At 70.1% G+C, this 22,176-nt stretch carries 20 protein-coding genes and 2 tRNA genes; 13 read left to right on the top strand and 9 right to left on the bottom strand.

The window, feature by feature from the left end; genetic code table 11:
* Window positions 1-60: 60 nt before the first annotated feature.
* Entirely contained in the window at window positions 61-792 is a 732-nt protein-coding gene (locus ACFU97_RS02510; RefSeq protein ID WP_384249823.1) for a decarboxylase, read from the bottom strand.
* Window positions 789-1,586 (bottom strand): aspartate/glutamate racemase family protein, encoded by a 798-nt coding sequence (locus ACFU97_RS02515; RefSeq protein WP_384249825.1) that lies wholly within the window; start codon window positions 1,584-1,586, stop codon window positions 789-791. Before ACFU97_RS02515 ends, ACFU97_RS02510 begins: the two co-directional genes overlap by 4 nt.
* Window positions 1,587-1,773: 187 nt before the next feature.
* On the opposite strand from ACFU97_RS02515, the gene ACFU97_RS02520 reads away from it, so the two are divergent.
* Together ACFU97_RS02520 and ACFU97_RS02525 are read left to right on the top strand one after the other, a co-directional pair.
* Complete coding sequence (locus ACFU97_RS02520; protein ID WP_384249828.1) at window positions 1,774-2,727, top strand: D-2-hydroxyacid dehydrogenase; 954 nt, start codon at window positions 1,774-1,776, stop codon at window positions 2,725-2,727.
* Between the two features lie 22 nt (window positions 2,728-2,749).
* Window positions 2,750-4,147 carry an amidase gene (locus ACFU97_RS02525; protein WP_384249831.1) on the top strand — a complete coding sequence of 466 codons (1,398 nt, stop codon included), beginning with the start codon at window positions 2,750-2,752 and terminating at the stop codon, window positions 4,145-4,147.
* Here ACFU97_RS02525 and ACFU97_RS02530 read toward each other — a convergent pair.
* Window positions 4,128-4,622 carry a DUF3830 family protein gene (locus ACFU97_RS02530; protein WP_384249833.1) on the bottom strand — a complete coding sequence of 165 codons (495 nt, stop codon included), beginning with the start codon at window positions 4,620-4,622 and terminating at the stop codon, window positions 4,128-4,130. The genes ACFU97_RS02525 and ACFU97_RS02530 overlap by 20 nt on opposite strands.
* 47 nt (window positions 4,623-4,669) lie before the next feature.
* Between ACFU97_RS02530 and ehuB the strand changes: the two genes are divergently transcribed.
* From ehuB to ACFU97_RS02560, 6 genes are all read left to right on the top strand, one after another.
* Window positions 4,670-5,575: an ectoine/hydroxyectoine ABC transporter substrate-binding protein EhuB gene (ehuB, locus tag ACFU97_RS02535; protein ID WP_384249835.1), complete on the top strand. Its 906-nt coding sequence runs from the start codon at window positions 4,670-4,672 to the stop codon at window positions 5,573-5,575.
* The gene (ehuC, locus tag ACFU97_RS02540; RefSeq protein WP_384249838.1) at window positions 5,572-6,294 is read left to right on the top strand and encodes an ectoine/hydroxyectoine ABC transporter permease subunit EhuC; all 723 of its coding nucleotides are present in this window, start codon (window positions 5,572-5,574) and stop codon (window positions 6,292-6,294) included. The genes ehuB and ehuC overlap by 4 nt, the downstream gene beginning before the upstream one ends.
* Window positions 6,291-6,941, top strand: a complete 651-nt coding sequence (ehuD, locus tag ACFU97_RS02545; protein WP_384249841.1) for an ectoine/hydroxyectoine ABC transporter permease subunit EhuD — start codon at window positions 6,291-6,293, stop codon at window positions 6,939-6,941. The genes ehuC and ehuD overlap by 4 nt, the downstream gene beginning before the upstream one ends.
* 10 nt (window positions 6,942-6,951) lie before the next feature.
* The gene (gene ehuA, locus ACFU97_RS02550) at window positions 6,952-7,728 is read left to right on the top strand and encodes an ectoine/hydroxyectoine ABC transporter ATP-binding protein EhuA (protein WP_384249844.1); all 777 of its coding nucleotides are present in this window, start codon (window positions 6,952-6,954) and stop codon (window positions 7,726-7,728) included.
* Window positions 7,729-7,950: 222 nt separating this feature from the next.
* Entirely contained in the window at window positions 7,951-8,709 is a 759-nt protein-coding gene (locus tag ACFU97_RS02555) for an IclR family transcriptional regulator (protein WP_384249847.1), read from the top strand.
* Between the two features lie 87 nt (window positions 8,710-8,796).
* Window positions 8,797-8,870: transfer RNA gene (locus tag ACFU97_RS02560), tRNA-Lys, on the top strand.
* Window positions 8,871-9,075: 205 nt separating this feature from the next.
* Here ACFU97_RS02560 and ACFU97_RS02565 read toward each other — a convergent pair.
* The 5 genes from ACFU97_RS02565 to ACFU97_RS02585 form a co-directional block, all read right to left on the bottom strand.
* A complete protein-coding gene (locus ACFU97_RS02565; RefSeq protein WP_384249850.1) occupies window positions 9,076-10,692 on the bottom strand; it encodes an AMP-binding protein in 1,617 nt (538 codons plus the stop codon).
* Between the two features lie 34 nt (window positions 10,693-10,726).
* Complete coding sequence (locus ACFU97_RS02570) at window positions 10,727-11,206, bottom strand: hypothetical protein (protein WP_384249853.1); 480 nt, start codon at window positions 11,204-11,206, stop codon at window positions 10,727-10,729.
* Between the two features lie 151 nt (window positions 11,207-11,357).
* Window positions 11,358-11,963, bottom strand: coding sequence for a lytic polysaccharide monooxygenase (locus tag ACFU97_RS02575; protein WP_384249856.1), 606 nt, complete (start codon window positions 11,961-11,963; stop codon window positions 11,358-11,360).
* 96 nt (window positions 11,964-12,059) lie between these two features.
* A complete protein-coding gene (locus ACFU97_RS02580; protein WP_384249859.1) occupies window positions 12,060-13,169 on the bottom strand; it encodes an SPFH domain-containing protein in 1,110 nt (369 codons plus the stop codon).
* Between the two features lie 99 nt (window positions 13,170-13,268).
* Window positions 13,269-14,576, bottom strand: coding sequence for a peptidoglycan-binding protein (locus ACFU97_RS02585; RefSeq protein ID WP_384249862.1), 1,308 nt, complete (start codon window positions 14,574-14,576; stop codon window positions 13,269-13,271).
* 188 nt (window positions 14,577-14,764) lie between these two features.
* Between ACFU97_RS02585 and ACFU97_RS02590 the strand changes: the two genes are divergently transcribed.
* The 4 genes from ACFU97_RS02590 (at window position 14,765) to ACFU97_RS02605 (ending at window position 19,998) form a co-directional block, all read left to right on the top strand.
* Window positions 14,765-14,838, top strand: a tRNA-Lys gene (locus ACFU97_RS02590).
* Between the two features lie 185 nt (window positions 14,839-15,023).
* A complete protein-coding gene (locus ACFU97_RS02595; RefSeq protein ID WP_384249865.1) occupies window positions 15,024-15,740 on the top strand; it encodes a FadR/GntR family transcriptional regulator in 717 nt (238 codons plus the stop codon).
* Window positions 15,741-16,057: 317 nt separating this feature from the next.
* Entirely contained in the window at window positions 16,058-18,064 is a 2,007-nt protein-coding gene (locus tag ACFU97_RS02600; protein ID WP_384249868.1) for a glycosyltransferase family 2 protein, read from the top strand.
* Complete coding sequence (locus tag ACFU97_RS02605; RefSeq protein ID WP_384249871.1) at window positions 18,061-19,998, top strand: galactose oxidase-like domain-containing protein; 1,938 nt, start codon at window positions 18,061-18,063, stop codon at window positions 19,996-19,998. The genes ACFU97_RS02600 and ACFU97_RS02605 overlap by 4 nt, the downstream gene beginning before the upstream one ends.
* A gap of 7 nt (window positions 19,999-20,005) precedes the next feature.
* Here ACFU97_RS02605 and ACFU97_RS02610 read toward each other — a convergent pair whose 3' ends face one another.
* On the bottom strand, window positions 20,006-21,013 hold the full coding sequence (locus ACFU97_RS02610; RefSeq protein ID WP_384249874.1) for a glycoside hydrolase family 6 protein: 1,008 nt from the start codon (window positions 21,011-21,013) through the stop codon (window positions 20,006-20,008).
* Between the two features lie 159 nt (window positions 21,014-21,172).
* Here ACFU97_RS02610 and ACFU97_RS02615 point away from each other — a divergent pair, with 159 nt between their 5' ends.
* Window positions 21,173-21,943, top strand: coding sequence for a GAF and ANTAR domain-containing protein (locus tag ACFU97_RS02615; protein WP_384249876.1), 771 nt, complete (start codon window positions 21,173-21,175; stop codon window positions 21,941-21,943).
* Window positions 21,944-22,176: the final 233 nt, after the last annotated feature.

The following is a 22,176-nucleotide window of genomic DNA, read 5'->3' on the forward strand; positions in this document are numbered from 1 at the left end:
TCGGCCGTGCGCTGTCCTGCGCGGCTAACAGGAGGCACTCTCCGTTTTATTCCCCGGCCGTCAGACCTGCACCACCGGCTCGCGGGTGAACAGGGCGCCCAGGGTGGGCGCGTTCACGCGCCGGTCGGCCAGGCGCAGCGCCTCCCAGACCGTGACCTGGTTGGCCGTGAGCACCGGCTTGCCCAGCTCCTTCTCCAGGGCCGGGATGTGGGCGGCCGTGTGCAGGGCCGTGTCCGGCAGCAGCAGCGCCTGGGCGTCGGGGCGGTCGGCCTCCCGCGCCAGCGCGAACACCTCCTCCTCGCCCCACGTGCCGACCTCCGCCGCCGTGATGATCCCGGCGTCGCACACCGAGATCACGTCCGTGCCGCCCGCCCGCAGGAAGTCCGCGAACAGGCCGGCCACGTCCTTCGGGTACGTCGCGCCGACGGCCACCCGCCGCGCCTTCAGCTCCTGCACCGCGTGCACGAAGGCGAAGGACGTCGAGGACGCCGGCATCCCGGCCGTACGGGCCAGGGAGCGCACCTGCTCGTGGGCGCCCTCCCAGCCGTAGACGAAGCTCCCGCTGGTGCAGGCCCACACCACCGACTCCGCACCCGACATGCGCAGTTCCGCGACGCCGGCCGCGAGGCGGTCGGCCGAGCCCATCTCGAGCAGGGCGTCCACCCGGTGCGCGTCCGTGCCGATGTCGGTGTGGACGAGGTCGAGGCGGATGTCACTGCCCAGCAACTGCTCCATGCGTGGGTAGTCGTCCTCGGCGGAGTGCCCCGGGTAGAGGATTCCGAGTGCGGTCATGACCTGCCTTCCTGCTGCTGTTCACCGTCCGGGAGTTCCGGCAGCACGGGACCGGAGCGCGCCGCCGGATCGATCAGCGCCTGATACGGCCCCACCGCTCGGGTACCCAGTCGGGCGAGTGCCGCCCACATCGTCACCTGGTTGGCCGAGATCACCGGCATGCGCAGTTCCGCCTCCAGCTGGGGTATGACGTCGTAGGTCGGAAGGTTGGTACAGCTGATGAAGAGCACGTCCGCGCGGCGCCGTGCGGCCTTGTGCGCCATGGCGACGACCTCGCGGTACGGCACCTTCCAGATGTGCCGGGTCAGCCCCATGTACGCGCGCCCGGTGACCCGCACGCCCGCCTCGGCGACGTACTCCTCCAGCGCGCGCGTCACCGACACGGTGTACGGCGTCACCAGCGCCACCCGCCGCGCACCGAGCGCCGCCAGCGCCTCCAGGAGCGCGCCGGAGGTGGTGACCGAGGGGACCGCGCCCGCGCGTGTCATCGCCTCGCACATCGCCCGCTCCCCGGCGATCCCGCCGACGAAACTCCCGGACGTGCAGGCGTACCCGACGACCTCCGGCGAGACCGCGTTGAGCGTGCGCACCGCGTCCTCCAGGGTCTCGTGCTCGCTGACCAGGCGGGCCAGGTCGAGACTGACCTCGACCGGCACGAACGGGGTACGGGTGAGATGGAGCGAGACGTCGTCCGGGACCCATCGCCACAGTTCACGATCCAGCGCGAAGTCGAAGGGGGCCACGACTCCGACGCCGCGCTGCGTCTGGGGTCCACCGAGGAAGGAAACGTCCATAGCGGGCACCGCCCTCACGGTACGAAAGGGGTGGGCAACGGACCGTACGCAACGACCGTGTTGACGAAGGTAGGTTCGGGTGCGAGCGTGGTCAATCCGCCCATGTCACCCGCAGGTCACAGGGGTGCTAACAGCGGCGTTACGCCCCACGTCAGCCCTTGATCACCGCGCAGAAAAAGGTGTTCCGATGGCCGCCGCGCCACCCACACTTCTCGTCCTCGACGCCGATCCGCCGCCTCGCCTCGGCAGCCTCACCGGACGCGCCCGTATCGAGCACACCGACGAGTCCTCGCTCGCCGACCGGCTGCCGCACGCGGACGTCCTCCTCGTGTGGGACTTCGCGTCCCGGGCCGTGCGCTCGGCCTGGCCGGGCGAGGGCCCGCGGCCGCGCTGGGTGCACACCGCGAGCGCCGGCGTCGATCACCTGATGTGTCCGGAACTCGCCGCCTCCGACACGGTGGTGACCAATGCGCGCGGCATCTTCGACCAGCCCATCGCCGAGTACGTCGCCGCCCTGGTGCTGACCATGGCCAAGGATCTGCCGAGGACGCTGGAGCTCCAGCGGGAGCGGACCTGGCGGCACCGCGAGTCCCAGCGGGTCGCGGGCACACGCGCGTGCGTCGTCGGATCGGGACCCATCGGCCGGACGATCGCGCGCACCCTGAAGGCGCTCGACGTGAACACGGCGCTCGTCGGCCGGGAGGCCCGCACCGGCGTGCACGGCCCCGAGGACCTCGACCGGCTGATCGCCCGCGCGGACTGGGTGATCGCGGCCGCCCCGCTCACCGCGCAGACCTACGGCATGTTCGACGCCCGGCGGTTCGGCGTGATGCAGCCCTCCGCGCGGTTCATCAACATCGGGCGCGGTCCGCTGGTCGTCGAGGACGCGCTCGCGGAGGCGCTCGTCAAGCGGTGGATCGCGGGCGCCGCGCTGGACGTCTTCGAGCACGAACCCCTCACCCCGGACAGCGCGTTGTGGGACGTGCCGGGGCTGATCGTGTCCCCGCACATGAGCGGCGACACGGTCGGCTGGCGTGATCAGCTCGGCACCCAGTTCGTGGAGTTGTACGAGCGCTGGGAGACGGGCAGACCCCTGCTGAACGTGGTCGACAAGAAGCGCGGGTACGTACCGGGACGCTGAACACCTAGGCGCTGGAGGGCAGATGACGGACCTCGACCTCACCGAGCTGACCGCCGTACGACTCGTCGAGGGGTATCGCACGGGCGAGTTCAGTCCGGAGGAGGCCACGCGGGCCGCGCTGGAGCGGGCCGAGCGGATCCAGCCGGATGTGAACGCGTTCGTGCGCCTGCTGCCCGACGAGGCCCTCGCGCAGGCCCGCGCGTCCACCGAGCGCTGGCGGCGCGGCGAGCCGCAGGGTCTGGTCGACGGCGTCCCGACGACCGTGAAGGACATCCTGCTGCTGCGCGGCACGCCCACCCTCAAGGGGTCGAGGACGATCTCCGAGAACGGCCGCTGGGACGAGGACGCCCCCTCGGTCGCCCGGCTGCGCGAGCACGGCGCCGTCTTCATCGGCAAGACCACGACGCCCGAGTTCGGCTGGAAGGGCGTCACGGACTCGCCGCAGTCCGGCGTGACCCGCAATCCGCACGACTTCTCGCGCACCTCGGGCGGCTCCAGCGGCGGCGCCGCGGCGGCCGTGGCGCTCGGCGCGGGGCCTCTCGCACTGGGCACGGACGGCGGCGGCAGCGTCCGCATCCCGGCCTCCTTCTGCGGGATCTTCGGGCTGAAGCCGACGTACGGGCGCGTGCCGCTGTATCCGGCGAGCGCGTTCGGCACGCTGGCGCACGTGGGCCCCATGACCCGGGACGCGGCGGACGCGGCACTGCTGCTCGACGTGATCGGCGCGCCCGACAGCCGCGACTGGTCCGGGCTGCCGGCCGCGCCCGGCCCGTTCTCGGCGCGGCTGGCGGGCGGGGTGAAGGGCCTGCGGGTGGCGTACTCGCCGTCGCTGGGCGGCCAGGTGGCGGTGCGTCCCGCGGTCGCCGCGGCGGTGCGGCGTGCGGTGGAGCGGCTGGCCGGGCTCGGCGCGTACGTCGAGGAGACCGACCCGGACTTCGCCGACCCGGTGGAGGCCTTCCACACCCTGTGGTTCTCCGGGGCGGCCCGGGTCACCCAGCAACTCGGCCCGCACCAGCGGAGGTTGCTCGACCCGGGGCTGCGGGAGATCTGCGCGGCCGGCGCCCGGCGCTCGGCGCTGGACTACCTCGCCGCGGTGGACGTCCGGATGGAGATGGGCCGCCGGATGGGCCGCTTCCACGACACCTACGACCTGCTCGTCACGCCGACGCTGCCGATCACCGCGTTCGAGGCGGGCGAGGAGGTGCCGAAGAAGTCGGGGCACCGGCGCTGGACGGGGTGGACCCCGTTCACCTATCCGTTCAACATGACCCAGCAGCCGGCGGCGACCGTCCCCGTCGGGACCGACGGGGACGGACTGCCGATCGGGCTGCAACTGGTGGCCGCCCGGCACCGGGACGAACTGGTGCTGCGGGCGGCCCACACGCTCTACGAGGCCGGGGTCACGCGCGGCGGAAGCTGAGCGTCTCCCCCGCCGCACCCGAGCGCCACAGGTCGTTGCAGCCCTCGGCCATCTCCTCCAGACCCTCCACGATCTGGCCCCAGACGATCCCGGGGACCCAGCCCACGTCGGCGTTCAGGAGCAGGTTGTTGCGCTCGTAGAAGAGGGCGAGGTCGACGACCGTGGTGCCCGCGCGGACCTCGCGGTCGTATCCGTACGCCTTCGTGCCGAGCTCCGTCCCGGCGAAGGAGAAATAGCAAAGATCTCCGGGAATCGGGGTGACGGTCGGGTTTTCCAGAGGTGGCTCTTTCTCGGCAAACGGCGGGAAAAGGGCATAGATCTCGTTTCGGGCGTATTTTGCGTGATAGACGTCGCTACCCAGTGGAAGGGCGTCCCACACGGCGGCGCAGGTCAGAGGCGCGCGCTCGTCCAGCAGTTTCGCCGTGCAGGTGATTCCACGCTTGGCCAGCGAGACTTCGATGTATCGGTCAGCCATAAAACCTATGGTGCATACATCGCATGGACTCGGGTAGCCGCGCCGCCATGGCTCCACCTTTTGGGAACGACAGACACACACCCGGGCCCACCCGTCGATCGCTGCTCGCGGGGGTGGCGGCGCTCGGCGCGCTGGGCGCCGCCGGATGCAGTCGCGTGGCCACCGCCTCGACCAAGGAAGGCGGTGATCTGCTCGACCGGCTCAAGGGGGCAGGCGTCGTACGGCTGGGTATCGCCGGTGAGATCCCCTTCGGATACATCGACAAGAACGGCGACCTGACCGGCGAGGCGCCGGAGCTGGCCAAGGTCATCTTCAAGCGGCTCGGCGTGGACAAGGTGCAGCCGGTCCCGACCGAGTTCGGCTCGCTCATCCCGGGCCTGAACTCGCAGCAGTTCGACGTCGTGGCGGCCGGGATGTACGTCAATCCCGAGCGCTGCCAGCAGGTCATCTTCGCCGACCCCGACTACCAGATGCTCGACGCCTTCATCGTCCGCAAGGGCAATCCGAAGGGGCTGCACGACTACAAGGACATCGTCGCGAAGAAGGCGAAGTTCGCGACCGGCACGGGCTACGCCGAGATCCAGTACGCCGTCGAGGCGGGCTACAAGCAGAGCGACATCCTGATCGTGCCGGACCAGGTCGCCGGGCTGAACGCCGTCGAGGCGGGCCGTGTCGACGTCTTCGCCGGTACGGCGCTGACCGTCCGCGAGGTGGTCAAGAAGTCCGGCAAGGCGGAGTCGACCAAGGCCTTCGCGCCCCTCGTCAAGGGCAAGCCCCATGTCGACGGCGGCGCCTTCGCGTTCCGCCCGACCGAGACCGGTCTGCGGGATGCCTTCAACGTGGAGCTGCGCAAGCTCAAGCAGAGCGGCGAGCTGTTCCGCATACTCCAGCCCTTCGGCTTCACCAAGGCCGAGATGACCGACCTCACCGCGAAGGAGCTGTGCGGCGGATGACCTCGGGACTCTGGGAACTCGTACTGCACGGCATCTGGGTCACCATCCAGCTGCTGGTCCTCGCCGGGCTGCTGGCGACGGCGGTCGCCTTCGGGGTCGGCATCGCCCGCACCCACCGGCTGTGGATCGTCCGCTTCCTCGCGGGCGCCTACACCGAGATCTTCCGCGGGACCTCGGCGCTGATCATGATCTTCTGGGTGTTCTTCGTGCTGCCGATCGCCTTCGGCTGGCAGCTGGTCCCGCTGTGGGCCGGCACCCTCGCGCTCGGACTGACCTACGGGGCCTACGGCGCCGAGATCGTGCGCGGCGCGCTGAACTCCGTCGACCCGGCGCAGCGCGAGGGCGGCATCGCCCTCAGCTTCACGCCGTGGCAGCGGATGCGGCTGGTCCTGCTGCCGCAGGCCGTGCCGGAGATGATCCCGTCCTTCTCCAACCTGCTGGTGGAGCTGCTCAAGGGCACCGCACTGGTGTCGATCATGGGCATGGGCGACCTGGCCTTCAGCGCCAACCTGGTGCGCCTCGCGCTGCAGCAGAGCGCGGAGATCTACACGTACGTGCTGCTGATCTACTTCGTCATCGCCTTCGTGCTCACGCGGGGGATGCGCGGACTGGAGCGCAAGCTCAAGGCGGGCCTGGGCAGGCCGGTCGGCCGCTCGGCCGACCAGGAGCTGCACCGTCCTGAGACGACCGGCGTGGGCGCGGGAGGTGCTGTCCGATGAAGTGGGACTGGGGCGCTGTCGCCGACTTCATGCCGAAGTTCTGGGACGGACTGCTGGTCACCCTGCAGATCCTCGTCCTCGGCTCGCTGATCTCCTTCGCGCTGGGCCTGGTGTGGGCGCTGCTGATGCGCACGCCCACGCGCTTCGTGCGCTGGCCGATCGGCGTGGTCACCGAGTTCATCCGCAACACCCCGCTGCTCGTGCAGCTGTTCTTCTTCTTCTACGTGCTGCCCGAGTGGGGCCTGACCTGGTCGGCGCTGACCACCGGTGTCGTCGCGATCGGGCTGCACTACTCGACGTACACGATGCAGGTCTACCGGGCCGGTATCGAGGCGGTCCCGGCCGGCCAGTGGGAGGCGGCCACCGCGCTGAACCTGCCGGTGCGCCACACCTGGACCGCGGTGATCCTGCCGCAGGCGATCCGCCGCGTGGTCCCGGCGCTCGGCAACTACGTCATCTCGATGCTGAAGGACACCCCGATCCTGATGACGATCACGGTCCTGGAGATGCTCGGCCAGGCACGGCTGTTCTCGCAGCAGAACTTCCAGTTCACCGAGCCCCTGACGGTGATCGGCGTGGCCTTCATCGTCATCGCCTACCCGGCCTCCCTTCTCGTACGAGCCCTGGAGCGACGCCTTGTCCGCTGACACCCCTTTGATGAAAGACCCCGACGCGAGCGCCAACCCGCCGGTGGACGGCGGCGAGCTGATCCGCTTCGACCACGTCACCAAGCGGTTCGGCGCGAACACCGTGCTCGACGGGCTCGACTTCTCCGTCGACTCCGGCAAGCACGTCACGCTGATCGGCCCGTCCGGCTCCGGCAAGACGACGATCCTGCGGCTGCTGATGACCCTCACCAAGCCGGACGAGGGCACCATCACGGTCGCCGGCGACCAGCTCTTCCCGGCCCCGGAGAAGCAGATACGCGAGGTCCGCAAGAAGATCGGGATGGTCTTCCAGCAGTTCAACCTGTTCCCGAACATGTCGGTGCTGCGCAACATCACCGAGGCCCCGGTCACCGTCCTCGGCATGTCCAAGGACGAGGCGACGGAGCGGGCCCGCGAGCTGCTGGAGATGGTGGGCCTCGCCGACAAGTGCGACGCGCGCCCCACCCAGCTCTCCGGCGGCCAGCAGCAGCGCGTGGCGATCGCCCGGGCGCTGGCGATGCGGCCGCAGGTTCTGCTCCTGGACGAGGTGACCTCCGCGCTCGACCCGGAGCTGGTCGCCGGTGTCCTCGACGTGCTGCGCGACATCGCCCGCACCACGGACATCACGATGCTCTGCGTGACCCACGAGATGAGCTTCGCGCGGGACATCTCGGACCAGGTGCTGATGTTCGACTCCGGCCGGGTCATCGAGTCGGGGCCGCCGGAGAAGATCTTCAGCGAGCCCGAGAACGACCGCACGCGGGAATTTCTCAGCGCGGTCCTGTGACGTCGGAGGTTGAACACGGTTCAACCTCCGAGGTCCGGGCGCCGGTTCTTGTCACCGGCATGTGCCGGAGTGCCTGCGCTCCTGTTGAGAGCGGTGAGGCGGGGTCCGTATCTCGTCAACAGCCGCTCACAACAAGCCTCTTGACCGTTATCGTGGAACTGTTCCGCTGTCCGGATTACGGCCAAGTTGTAGAGCGACCGAGCAAGCGCAGGGGGATGCACCGTGGCGCTGAAGCACGAGCCGACCGCGCCGTACCACTCGGCCCAGGACGCGTTGCGCGTCCTGGAGGCCGTGGCGCGGCACTCGACCGGAGTCACCGACACCGAACTCGCCCGTCTCACCCACCTCGCCCCGGAGCGGCTGACCACCCTCCTGCGCATGCTGCGCCGCGAGGGCTACGTCGAGCAGATCACCGAGGGTGCGTACGTCACCGGCGACGCCCTCACCCGGCTCGGCTCGGCCGAGGGCCGGGACCGGGCTCTGCACGAGAAGCTCCAGCGCACCCTGGACCGGCTGCGCGACTCGGTGGGCGCCGCGGTGTACCTCAGCCGGTACGTCGACGGCGAGGTGAAGATCGCCCAGTACGCCGACGGGCCCACCACGCCGGTGGTCCACGAGTGGGTCGACTTCCGCTCCTCGGCGCACGCCACGGCGATCGGCAAGAGTCTGCTCGGCCAGCTCGACCACAACGGCCGGCGCGACCACCTCTCGCGGCACCGGCCGGCCCGGCTGACCTCGCGCACCATCACCAACGACAAGCTGCTGCTCTCGCACCTCGAGGCCCAGCCGCCCAGCGTGCCCCACCTCGATCTCCAGGAGTACGCGGTCGGCACGGTCTGCGCGGCCGTCCCGGTCAGCGCGGGCACCTCGGTCGGCTGCCTGGCCCTCTCGCTGCCGGTCCAGCACGCCCACCGGCTGCGCCAGGCGGCGGACGCCCTGAACCGGAACGCGACCCCGGTGCTGCTGTCCCTGGCGATCTGAAGGTGGTCGGAAGCACCCCCTCGGACCAGGTAGTATTTTCTTCGTCGCCACCCACGGGACACGGTTCCGATGGGGGGGGTGAGTCATGCGCCGCTAGCTCAGTTGGTTAGAGCAGCTGACTCTTAATCAGCGGGTCCGGGGTTCGAGTCCCTGGCGGCGCACAACATCGACGGCCCCTCGCAAGCGCGGGGGGTCTTCGTCATGTACGGCGGGTCGCACCCCGGCACCCGGACTCCCCCGGGTTCCGCAGGGCCGGCCGGGGGTCCGGGGGTTGCCCCCCGGTAAATGCAGCATCAGCGGGTCCGGGGTTCGAGTCCCTGGCGGCGCACAACATCGACGGCCCCTCGCAAGCGCGGGGGGTCTTCGTCATTGCGGTCCGGGCTGTGGGACGTGAGGGCCTTCGGCGTCCTCTCGGGTGAGGCGTCGGTATGCGGGCTCGCCCGGCGGGCGCCACCACACCCGGTCCGCGCACCGGACTCCCTCCTTGCGCAGCCGGGCCCGGTGGATCTTGTTCGTGGCCGTGACCGGCATCCGGTCCACGACCCGGACGAACCGCGGCGCCATCTTCGTCCCGAGATCGGGCTGGGTCTCGAGGAAGCGCGCGAAGCCCGCCGGGTCGAAGGTCCCGGCGACCGTCGCCATCACCTGGTCCCCGGTGACCGGGTCCGGCACCGCGTAGACGGCGACGGCGGCCGCACCCTCGTAGCGGGCGAGGATGTTCTCGATCGTCGCGGCGGCCAGGTTCTCGCTGTCGACACGGAGGCGGTCGTCGGTGCGGCCCGCGAAGTAGAGATAGCCGTCGGCGTCCCGGTAGAAGAGGTCGCCGGTCCAGTACCCGCCGTCGTGCCGCCGTTCGGCCTCCGCCGCCGGATTGCGCCAGTATCCCTCGAAGGGGTTCGGCGCCCGGTTCACCAGCTCCCCTATCGCCTCGTCCCCGTTGAGCAGCCGCCCCGCCGCGTCGAAGGCGGCGGCCGGGCACTCCTCGCGCGTGTCCGCGTCGAGGACGACGAGTCCGGGCGCCGCCCGTCCGACCGCCCCGGCCGGCGTCCCCGGCGACCACTGCACGGCCGCGCCGCCCTCCGACGAGCCGTACCCCTCCACCAGCCGCACCCCGAACCGCCGCTCGAAGGCCGCCGCGTCCACCGCCCCCGCCTCCGTGCCGAAGCCGAGCCGCAGCGGGTTGTCCCGGTCGTCGGCGCGCTCCTCGGTGGCGAGGATGTACTGCACGGCTCTGCCGACATAGGTGAAGTACGTCGCCCCGTACGCGCGGACGTCGGGCAGGAACCGGGAGGCCGAGAAGCGTCGCCGCAGCGCGACACCCGCGCCGGCCGCGAGGGCGGGCGCCCAGTCGGCGATCACCGCGTTGCCGTGGAACATCGGCATGCAGACGTAGTGCACGTCGTCGCGGCGCACCCCGAACTGGCCGACCAGCGAGCGCCCGGCCGCGGCCAGCCGCCCCTGGGAGCAGATCGCGGCCTTGGGCGCGCCCGTCGAACCGGAGGTGAAGTAGAGCAGCAGCCGGTCGCCGGGCACGGCCCGGGAGGGGTCCGGCTCGGCATGCGCGTACGGCGCCAGGAGCGCCTCGTACTCCCCGGTGCCGGTCACCAGAACCCGTACGCCGGGGAGTTCGAGCCCGGACAGCAACGGGAGGTGGGCGCGCTCGGTGACCACCGTCCGGCACTCGGTGTGCAGGATGTCGCGGGCGAGCTCCGCTCCGCGGCGGGTGGGGTTGATCCCGGCGACCGCGGCGCCGGCGAGCGCCGCAGCGCCCAACCACAGCGGGTATTCGGGGGTGTTGTCGAGCAGCACCCCCACATGCGGCTCGGCACCGGGCGGCAGCAGATCGGTCAGCAGCGCGGCCCGCGCCGCGGCCCCGGCGGCCACCTCGTGGTGCGTGAGCACCAGGTCCTCGTACCACAGCCCCGGCCGGTGATCACCGAACCGCTCCGCGACCTGCTCCGCGACGGTGCCAGTGGACTCCATGGCAGCGCACGGTAGCTGACGTACCGTCAGATTGCTACGGCATGGTGGACGAGTACCCGGAGTCGTCCGACCAGGAGGACATCGAGTGGAACGTGGTCATGAAGCCGACGCAGAACACCGCCACGACGGTGAGGAACACGAGGAAGAAGCCGGCCCTGACGGTCTGCCCGCGCTGCCCCGGCTCATGGGCGGTGGCGACCACCGAGGGGCCGTCGGTGTAGTAGACGGTGACGAGGTCGCCCTCCAGCCGGGTCGCCGGACCGTTCTCCTCCTCGAAACGGACGCTGCGGCCGTCGTGGGTCATGAACTCGTAGACGTGGTGCAGTGTCGTGCTCACCGAGGTGTCGTTGCCGCCGCCGTGCGTCGTCGTGAACATCCGCAGACAGCGACCCTGGGCCGTGAGCCCGCTGTGCCACGCGGCTCGCAGCTGCAGCCAGCGGCGCACCACCCGGTACGCGATGAACAGGGCCACCGCCAGGATCAGGCTGGGTACGAGGTAGAAGAGCACGTCCATGAGGTCCCCCGGTCTCGGTCCGCCGCGCCCGTACGGCCGGCGTGCCAGGAACGTACCCGTGGGTAGGGCCGAGGTCGCTCAAGAAAGGCTCAGAGATCGGGTACGTGCGCCGGGACCGAGCCTCCCGGCGCACGCACCCCGTCCGGCGGGATCAGAAGGTGACGTCCGAGCATGCGTAGAACGCGTTGCCCGTGTCCGCGATCGTCCATACGGCGACGATCATGTGGTGGCCGCTCAGGCCGGACGGCAGGGTGCCGCTGTGCGAGAGGGTGGACGGGGGTCGCTGCCCGTTGTAGGGCACCGTCAGGAACGGTGTGGTGTTGAGGTCCGAGCGGGCCAGGTTGTGGTTCTGGTTCCAGCCCTGCTTGGTGACGTAGTACTTGAAGTCGGTCGTGGCGTGCATGGCGGTGAACTGCCAGCGGAACGTGTAGCTCTGACCGCCCGTCACCTTGGTGGTGGGCCAGGCGCCGCCGGACGGGGTCTTGGAGCTGTCGAGTTGGGAGAAGCGGGAGTTGCCGCCGGAGCAGATGGAGCCGTCGGCCGGCCCGGAGGCCGGGAAGCCCTTGGGACCCTCGACGCTCTGCGGCTCGTACTGGATGTCGCCGCAGTTCGTCACAGTGCCGTTGGCACACAGCTTCTGCCTGCTGATGGGGAGGTCGGTGTAGCCGTGGCTGCTCGCGCTGCCGGCCGAGAGCACGAAGACTCCCGCCGTGGTGAGCCCGAGCGCGGCGGCGTACCACTTGGTCTTTCTGCGCATGCTGCCGCTCCTGAAGAACGTGGGGGAAGTTCCATGAGGCGTGCAGGTCTAGACCAAGTGCAGAATATTGCGGTTACTTGAACATGTCCATACCAATCACGGCACCTGTTCGCCGCGTCCCACGCAGAACGCCACCGTCAAGTCCTTGACCAGCGCCTTGCGTTCGTAGTCGTCGAGGTCCACCAGTCCGCGCACGGTCAGGCGCGTCACCGTGTCCTCCACGGAGTCGACCACCGAGGTGAGCACGCTCGCCCGGTGCTGCGCGTCCAGCGCGGCGATACGGCGTCGGTTCATCGCCGCGGCCATCTCGGGGGCGTACTCGATCCGCACCGGCTGCACCGAGAACACCTCCAGCCCGACCGGCGCCGCGTCCGCCGAGACCAGCCGGGTCAGCGCGTCCCCGGCCGCCTCCGCCGGACCCCGCGTCCCGTCGGGCGTCTCCACCGGCACCCGGGCGAGGGCCGCCTCCACGCACTCGCGCAGATAGGTCTCGTGGTCCTCGATGCCCAGTACCGCCCGCGCGGTGTCCCGCACCCGCCACACCACGAGCACCGTCACGCGCAGGGCGACGCCGTTGCCGTCGGCCGCGGGCATCGGCTCGCTGCGCCAGTGCCGCAGCCGTACGTCGACCCGGCGGCGCAGCACCAGCGGGTTGACCCACAGCAGTCCGGTGCGCCGGACGGTTCCCCGGTAGCGGCCGAACAGACCGAGCACCCAGGCCCGTCCGGCCCGGCCCCGGGTCAGCCCGCCGAACCCGACGACGCCGAGCGCGCCCGCGCCCGCGTAGGCCGCCCATTGCGCGGGACCGAGCCCGGCCCCCGCGTACGCGGGCAGCCGCAGCGCCGCCGCCGCGAGCGGCGGCAGGACGCCCGCCCACCACGAGGTGGCCACGCAGCCGGCCGCCCCGCAGGCCCCGGCGAGCACGCCCGCCGCTCCGGGCAGCACGCGCGCCGGCCGCTCCCCGAGCTCGGGGTCGACCTGCGGCACCGGCCGCGGGGTCGCAGCCGGGCGGCGGAACCGGGGCTGCTCCCCCGTGCCCTGCCGGCGGCCGACGACCGTCGGTCTCAGCGGCACGGACACCGGGTCCGGGTCGTCGCGGAACAGCAGATGGACGGGGATCTCGGTGGTCGCCTCGTTCTGGATGAGGCGACCGGGCCTGCCCGGCCCCTCGGACTCGGGCGTCTGTGACGTGGTCGTCGTACTCATGCGTGCCTCCAGCCTCCGCGCCAGATGCGTCACAACAGGTGGGTGGAACAGAGCCGTTCACCGGCGAAGGCCCTGGGGCCCTGGGGAGATCGCGACCGCTCAGGAGAACAGCCGTCTCCACGTCTCGGGCCCCGGGAAGCCGTCCGCCGCGCCGCCGCGCCATCCCTGGGCGCGCTGGAAGGCCTCGACGTTGCGCCGGTCCGCCTCGCTCCAGCGCGGTCCCGGCCCGGTCGTGTAGTAGGTGCCGAACCCCTTCTTCACGAGCTGCCGCCCGAGCCGGGTCACGTCGTCGTTCACCGCGCCCGGCCGGAACGTCGCCCGCCCCGGATAGGCGGGCACCCCGCCGGGCGTCGGCGCCGACTCGCCCGCCTTCCCGGTCGCCGGGACCGCCTTGCCCGTCCCGGACACCAGCAGCTCCCAGGTCCGCGGCCCCGGCAGCCCGTCCGCGGCCGTGCCCTGCCAGCCCTGGGCCAGCTGGAACGCCTCGGTGGCCCGCCGGTCCGCGTCCGACCAGCGGGGGCCGGGCCCCGAGGTGTAGAAGCGCCCCGCACCGCGTGCGACGAGCATCTCGCCGAGCCGGGTGACGTACTTGTTGTTCGCGCCGGGGCCGAAGTACGCCGCTCCCGGGTAGGGCGTCCGGGTGCTCGGGGTGGCCGGCGCCCCCGGCTGAGCCTGCGTCGGGTCCGGCGCGAGCCCGGTGTACCGGTAGGGGACGTACCGGTCGGAGTTGGTCCAGTAGGCGTACGGGGTGGCCTGCTTGCGGGCGTGCGGGGGCGTCTGCTCGTAGGCGATGTAGCTGCTGTGCGTGTAGTCGGTCCAGCCGCCGAAGATGACGACGTGCGAGCCTTTCTCCGGGTTCTGCGGATTGTGGAAGAGCAGGATGTCGCCGGGCTGGAGTTCCTCCTTGGAAATCTGCTTCCCGTACTGCCCCAGGCTGCCCGTCCATTCGTTCTGGGGAAGTCCCCAGGCCATCGAGACGAATCCCGAGCAGTCCTGCCGGTAACCGTCGGACCAGTAGTCCGTCATGCTGTACGGCACCTGGGCGTCGACCCATTTCTTGGCCCGGTTGATGATCTCCGCGCGGGTGGTCGTGGGCGCCTTCCGTGCCCCCGGGGGCCGGGCGATCTTGGCGCTGCGGCCGTACAGAGGGGTCTGCTTGCCCTGCGGGGAACGGTGCCCGTCACCTGCGGGAACGCCGGGGCTGGGCGGTGCCTGCGGGGCCGCGAGCGCCGGGGCCACCTGACCGGCGCCGAACGCGGTGGAGGCGGCCGCCGCGACGATCACTGCCCGCCGGGCGGCGGGGTGGCGCACCGTCCGCGCATACGGCAGGACGCGGCGCCAGTGCGCACATCCGGGGCAGTCGCAGTCGCTCGCCGGATCGAATTCCTCGAATACCGGAGCCGCCATGCGATTCCCCTCACACTCCCGATGGAAAAGACCGCGCGTGTCCACGTCGATCACTTTGCCAACGGTCTTCCCGACTCGCATGTTGACGGTCCGAATGATGTACAGACCCGCGTCCGGACGTGGCCCGCCCGGCCCCCGCGGTGGTCGGGACCACTGCCCGCGGTCCGGTAGAGTTACGACGTCAGCAGGCGCCGCTAGCTCAGTTGGTTAGAGCAGCTGACTCTTAATCAGCGGGTCCGGGGTTCGAGTCCCTGGCGGCGCACGACGAAGACGGCGAGGCATGTTCGCAAAAGCGCGAACGGCCTCGCCGTCTTCGTGTCTGCGCGGCTTCGCCGCCCGCGGCGGGGACTCCGCCACCCGCACCCCCTTCAGCGCGGCCGCACCGGCCGGAAGGCCCTTCGCGCAAGCGAGGGGCCTTCTCCGTGTTTGGCCGGATACCCTCTGGCCATGGCAGCGCGTGACCTTCAGGAGCGGATCAAGAAGCTCATCGTCGACCGCAGGCTCCCCTCCGGGGCGCCGCTGCCGACCGAGCCCGAACTGATGGAGTACCTGGGCGCGAGCCGGAACTCGGTGCGCGAGGCGCTGAAGGCGCTCCAGGCGATGGGCATCGTGGAGATCCGGCACGGCTTCGGCACCTACGTCGGCCCGATGTCGCTGGCCCCGATGATCGAGGGCCTCGCCTTCCGCACGGTCGCCGGGCACTACCGGGGCGAGGACTCCCTGCTCCAGCTGCTCGAACTGCGCGAGGCGGTGGAGACCGGCCTGGTCTCCCGGCTCGCGGGCCGGATCCCGGAGACGGACCTCGTTGAACTCGACGCACTCGTGAACCGTATGGAACACCAGGCGGCGCAAGGAGGCGCCGGCCTCGCGGACACCGACCGCACCTTTCACGCCACCCTGTACCGGGGTCTGGACAACGTGTTGCTGGGTGAGGTCCTGGAGGCGTTCTGGGATGCCTTCCACCGCGTGCAGACCGATCTCGGGGGCGCGCCGCAGGACCCCGAGGTCACCTGCCGGCAGCACCGGGACATCCTCGACGCGGTGCGGTCCGGCGACTCGGTGCGGGCGGAGGAGGCGATAAGGGACCACTTCGGCAACATCCGCGCCCGGTTGTCCACAACGCATCCACAAGACCCCCACACGCGCCACAATGAACGCGTATGACCGGTAAACACCTTGTTTCGCATCTTGCGATCATGATGAACGCTGTAGAACCCTGTTTTTCAAGATGCTGCGGATACGCGGCAGTTGGGGGGCTAGTAAGCGGTTGCCGGTTCTGCGGGGATAGGGGCCCCGTGCACGAGCCGATGCCGAGGGGGGCATCATGCAACCGGAAGGCCGCGGTTCCGTGTCCGTAGGTGTGGATAGTGTGGTGACTGCGGCCCGCCACTGATACGTCTGTGAAGAGTCGCGAGGGGACTCGATCGCGGACGGAAGGAACCGACACGACACGCGGTGACCTGCGTGTGGGGGGATGACTCATGACGTCGACGCCGAAGGGCGCCCGGCCGAACTTCGACCCGTCAGAAACCACCCAGCTCAGGGTGCCTTCGCACCGGAACAGCACGACGGGCCAGTTCCGCAGGATCAAGAAGAACCTGCCGAGATACGACTACGAGCACTACAGCCGGCTGGCCGGCCCCCTCACCGAGCCCGATCCCGGCAAGCCGTACACGGTCCAGTACCGCTCGCTGCTCTCGCAGGAACCGCACCGCCTGCGGGCCGCCCTGATGCTGGGCGCGGCGCCGCTGCTGTCACTGGTCCTGCTCGCCTGGCTGCTGCAGCCGGAGCACTGGACCGAACGCGACTACCCGGCCTTCGACTTCCTGCCGGTGCTCGACGTCGTGATGCTCGTCTCGATCGGCCTGATCGAGTTCTTCCGCTGCATGAACGTGCTGTCCAACGCGCACGCCACCCTGGTCGCCCGCGACCCGATCCCGGTGGTGCCGGAGACCGGCACGAGAGTGGCGTTCATCACGACCTACGTGCCCGGCAAGGAACCACTGGAGATGGTCACGAAGACCCTGGAGGCGGCCGTACGGCTGCGGCACCGGGGCCTTCTGCACATCTGGCTGCTCGACGAGGGCGACGACCCCGAGGTGAAGGCGGTCTGCGGCCGGCTCGGCGTGCACCACTTCTCCCGCAAGGGAGTCGCGCAGTGGAACCAGAAGAAGGGCCCGCACCGCGCCAAGACCAAGCACGGCAACTACAACGCCTGGCTCGAGGCGCACGGCGACGACTACGACTTCTTCGCCTCCGTCGACACCGACCACGTGCCGCTGCCCAACTACCTGGAGCGGATGCTCGGTTTCTTCCGCGACCCGGACGTCGGCTTCGTCATCGGCCCGCAGGTGTACGGCAATTACGACAACCCCATCACCAAGGCCGCCGAGTCCCAGCAGTTCCTGTTCCACGCGCTGATCCAGCGGGCGGGCAACCGGTACGGCGCCCCGATGTTCGTGGGCACCTCCAACGCCGTACGGATCAAGGCGCTCAAGCAGATCGGCGGGCTGTACGACTCGATCACCGAGGACATGGCCACCGGCTTCGAGATCCACCGCCACAAGAACCCGGCCACGGGCCGCAAGTGGCGCTCGGTCTACACGCCGGACGTGCTCGCCGTCGGTGAGGGCCCGGGCGCCTGGACGGACTTCTTCACCCAGCAGCTGCGCTGGTCGCGGGGCACGTACGAGACGATCCTGAAGCAGTACTGGAAGGGCTGGTTCTCGCTGCCGCCGGGCAAGCTCTTCAACTACACGATGATGATCATCTTCTACCCGATGTCGGCGCTCAACTGGATCCTGGCGGCGCTCAGTTGCGCCCTGTTCCTGGGCCTGGGCGCCTCGGGTGTGAACATCGACCCGACGGTCTGGCTGATGCTCTACGGCAACGCGTCCGCGCTGCAGATCGGCCTCTACATCTGGAACCGCCGGCACAACGTCTCCCCGCACGAGCCGGAGGGCTCCGGCGGTGTGGCGGGCATGGTGATGTCGGCCCTGTCGGCGCCGATCTACGCCCGCTCGCTGATGGACACGGTGCTGCGCCGCAAGAGCAAGTTCGTGGTGACCCCCAAGGGCGACTCCGCCAGCCCGGACACGCTGTTCGGGACCTTCCGGATCCACCTGTTCTTCATCCTGGTCTTCGGCGGCTCGATCGCCGCCGGTCTCACGCTGGGGCACTCGCACCCGGCGATGATCATCTGGGCGACCTTCGCCCTGCTGATCACCGCGTCGCCGATCTTCGCCTGGCGGTACTCGCTTCGGCAGGCGAAGAAGCAGCCGCCGGCGCAGCAGCCGGTTCCGGCGCAGCACGCGCCCGCCCACCAGCCGCAGCCACTGCCCGAGCAGCACGCGGCGCACGCGGCGCACGGCTCGGCGCACCAGCCCAGCTGGGCGGCCCCGGGCTCGGGCCCGGGCGCCGATCCGGGCGTGGGAAACGACCAGACGATGCAGATCGCCCTTGGTGGATTTGGGGGACGTAAGGAATGAACGACCGTGCAGGCCGCCGCCGCGCCCGTCGACTCGCGATCGGTACGGCGGTGGTACTCGCGCTGGCCGGGATGAACGGTCCGTGGCTCTACCGCTTCGGCACCGAGAAATACCACGAGTACCAGATCAACAAGCCCGAGTACAAAGCGGACAACGGGCACTGGGACATCATCCAGTTCCCGCCCGAGTACCGCCAGGACACCATCCACGCGGCGCTGCTGCGCACCGGCAAGGTGCTGCTCATCGCCGGTTCGGGCAACAACCAGGACAACTTCGACAAGAAGAAGTTCGACTCCCGGATCTGGGACCCGGTCAAGGGCACGATCAAGAAGGTGCCGACCCCTGCGGACCTGTTCTGCACGGGCCACACCCAGCTGGCGAACGGCAATCTGCTGATAGCCGGCGGCACCAAGCGGTACGAGAAGCTGAAGGGCGACGTCACCAAGGCCGGCGGCCTGATGGTGGTGCACAACGAGAACCCGGACAAGCCGATCACGCTGCCCGCGGGCACCAAGTTCACCGGCAAGGAGAACGGCAAGACCTTCGTCTCGAAGGACCCGGTGCTCGTGCCGCGCGCGAAGAAGGTCTTCGACAAGGCGACCGGACGGTTCCTGCGCAACGACCCGGGACTCGGCCGGATCTACGTCGAGGCGAAGAAGAGCGGCACCAAGTACGAGACCGGCACCCAGGACAACTACCGGATCCAGGGGCTGACCGGCGCCGAGGCCCGCAACACCTACGGCATCGCGCAGAAGCTCGCGCTCGACAAGAAGGACTTCCAGGGGATCAGGAACGCCTACGAGTTCGACCCGGTCGCCGAGAAGTACATCAAGGTCGACCCGATGAACGAGGCCCGCTGGTACCCGACGCTCACCACCCTGGGCGACGGCAAGATCCTCAGCGTCTCCGGCCTGGACGACATCGGGCAGCTGGTCCCGGGCAAGAACGAGGTCTTCGACCCGAAGACCAAGAAGTGGACGTACACCTCGACGATCCGCCAGTTCCCCACCTACCCGGCGCTGTTCCTGATGCAGAACGGCAAGATCTTCTACTCGGGGTCGAACGCGGGGTACGGGCCGGACAACGTGGGCCGCGTCCCGGGCATCTGGGACGTCGACACCAACAAGTTCTCCAAGCTGCCCGGACTCAGCGACGCCGATGAGATGGAGACGTCCGGCACGGTGCTGCTGCCGCCCGCCCAGAACGAGAAGTTCATGGTGATCGGCGGCGGCGGGGTCGGCGAGTCCAAGGCGTCCAGCAACAGGACGCGGCTGATCGACCTCAAGGACAAGAACCCGAGGTTCACCGACGGGCCGACGCTGGAGAAGGGCACGCGCTACCCGCAGTCCTCGGTGCTGCCCGACGACTCGGTGCTGGTCTCCGGCGGTTCCGAGGACTACCGCGGGCGCGGCGACTCCAACATCCTGCAGGCGCGGCTGTACCACCCGGACACCAACACGTTCGAGCGGGTCGCCGACCCTCTGGTGGGCCGGAACTACCACTCCGGTTCGATCCTGCTGCCCGACGGCCGGGTGGTGTTCTTCGGGTCGGACTCCCTGTACGCGGACAAGGCCAACACCAAGCCGGGCAAGTTCGAGCAGCGGATCGAGATCTACACCCCGCCGTACCTGTACCGGGACTCGCGGCCGTCGCTGTCGGGCGGACCGCAGACGATCGCGCGGGGCGGGACGGGGACGTTCAGCTCACCGCAGGCCTCCGCCGTCAAGAAGGTCCGGCTGATCAGGCCCAGTGCGTCGACCCATGTGACGGACGTCGACCAGCGGTCGATCGCACTGGACTTCAAGACCTCCGGCGACAAGATCACGGTGACCGTGCCGAAGAACAAGAACCTCGTTCAGTCGGGCTGGTACATGCTCTTCGTCGACGACGACCAGGGGACGCCGAGCAAGGCGCAGTGGGTCAAGGTGCCGTAGCCCGCGGCTACTTGCTGGCCTTGGCCAGGGCGAGTGCGTAACTCGCCCACCACTGGCCCGCCTTGGGGCCGCCCTTGCAGGTGCCGTCCGACTCCCCCGGCCGCTTGACCCACAGGTAGGCGTCCACCAGGGGGTCGGCGGTCCTGCTCGTCGGGGTGTCTCCCAGGGCGCGGCCGGGCGGGTTGCACCAGCGCTCGTCCGGATTGCCGCCCGTATAGGGGCCGTTGCCGTTGCGGCTGGTATCGATGACGAAGTGCTTGCCGCCCACCTTCGCGGACAGCTGCTTGCCGTACGCGATGGAGTCCTTCGTCGAGTAGAAGTTGGAGACGTTGACCGCGAAGCCGTCGGCCTGGTCGACGCCCGCCCACTTCAGGGACTCGAAGATCTGGTCGGGGTGGCCCCAGCCGGCGTTGCCCGCATCCAGATAGACCTTGGTGTTCTTCAGGGACTTGAGCTTGGCGACGGCTCCCTTGAGGAGGTCGTAGCGCTCCTCGTGGAACTCGTCCTGGGTGCAGCCGTCCACCAGGTGCAGCACGGCGTCCGGTTCGAGGACGACCGTGGCCGAGCGGTCCCCGATGCCCGCCGCGACGCCGTCGATCCAGCTGCGGTAGGCGTCACCGTCGGCCGCGCCGCCCTGCGAGTACTGGCCGCAGTCGCGGTGCGGGATGTTGTAGAGGACGAGGAGCGCGGTACGTCCGGCCTTGTCGGCGGCCTCCGTGAAGCCCTTGGCCTCCTGCTCGGGGTTCTCCGGGCCGATCCACTCGCCGGTCGGCTGCTCGGCGATCTTGCGGATCTGGCCGGCGTCCCCGTCCTTGCCCGACTTCTCGTAGGTGGCCACCTGCCGGGCCGCGTTGCCGTCCGGGTTGACCCAGAACGGGTCGCTCTCCTTGGGCTGCTGGGTGATCTTCGCGCCGGCGTCGTCGCCACCGCCTCCGGAGGAACATCCCGCGACGAGCAGTGCCGCCCCCAGCACCGCCGCGGAAGTCCGCATTCCGGCCCCCCTCATGCCGTACATCCAACTCCCCCTTGGGTGCACCGGTCCAAGCCTCAATCCTGACATACGGCCCGCGGCACCCACGAGGTCGCCCGAGTCTTGTCGGTCAGCTGTTACAGCCCCATGGTGGGAAGGCGCGCGCTTCAACAACAGCGTGCGACTGGGGGAGGAGAGTGCCTGATGCACCACACCGACCGGGAGCTCCGGCTGGCGACGGCGCTGGTGGAAGCGGCCGACACGCTCGCCGAGGACTTCTCGGCCATGGACCATCTGCGGCGGGTGGCCGACCGCTGTGTGGAGCTGCTGGGCGTGCGGGCGGCCGGGGTCATGCTCATCGACGGCGGCAGGCCGGTGTCGATGACGGGCAGCAGCCGGCACGAGGCGATGGCGCTCGATCTGCTCGGGGCGCAGCGTGGCGCCGGGCCCTGCTGGGAGAGCTACTGCTCCGGCAAGGCGGTCACTGCGGTCTCCATCCGGGCGGCGCACCAGAAGGCCCGCTGGCCCCGGTTCACCGAGCGCGCCCTCCGGCACGACGTCGCGGGGACCTTCGCGGTGCCGCTGAGCCGGCACGGGTCGCCGTTCGGCGCCCTCAACGTGTTCGTACGGACTGCGCCCGACGGCGCCTTCCAGGGCGACGGTTCGCAGCTGGCGGTGGCGCAGGCCCTCGCCGACGCCGCCGCCGTCGGGCTGCAGAACCACCGCGCGTGCACGCGGTACCGCATGCTGGCCGAGCAGTTGCAGGAGGCGCTCTCCAGCCGGATCCTCATCGAGCAGGCGAAGGGCATGCTCGCCGAGCGCTGGGGCGTCGAGGCCGACGAGGCCTTCGTGTTCCTGCGGCAGTACGCGCGGCGGCACCGATTGGCACTGCACGACGCGGCCCGGGCGGTGATCGAGGGGACCGTCGATGACGGCGAACTGCGGCGCCAGGCGCCCCGTGGGCCCGGAGAGTAGCCGTATCACCCTGGATCACCAGCGGATATGACGGAGAGCCACCGTAGCGGAACCTGGCGTCATTCAGCCTCTAGGCTCGGGCGCTCATCCGTTCTAGAGTCTTCACAAACGGCCCCAGCCCCTGGCCCCGTTCTATCACCGTGCCCCTTGAACCTCCCGCGCCGGACGCCGGGTTACTCCCGCAGCCCGTGCGCGCGCGGTCGAGGACCAGCCCGGTCGGCGGCTTCGGGGGG

Origin of the sequence: Streptomyces sp. NPDC057616, assembly GCF_042800575.1 — a bacterium.
Taxonomy (GTDB): Bacteria; Actinomycetota; Actinomycetes; order Streptomycetales; family Streptomycetaceae; genus Streptomyces.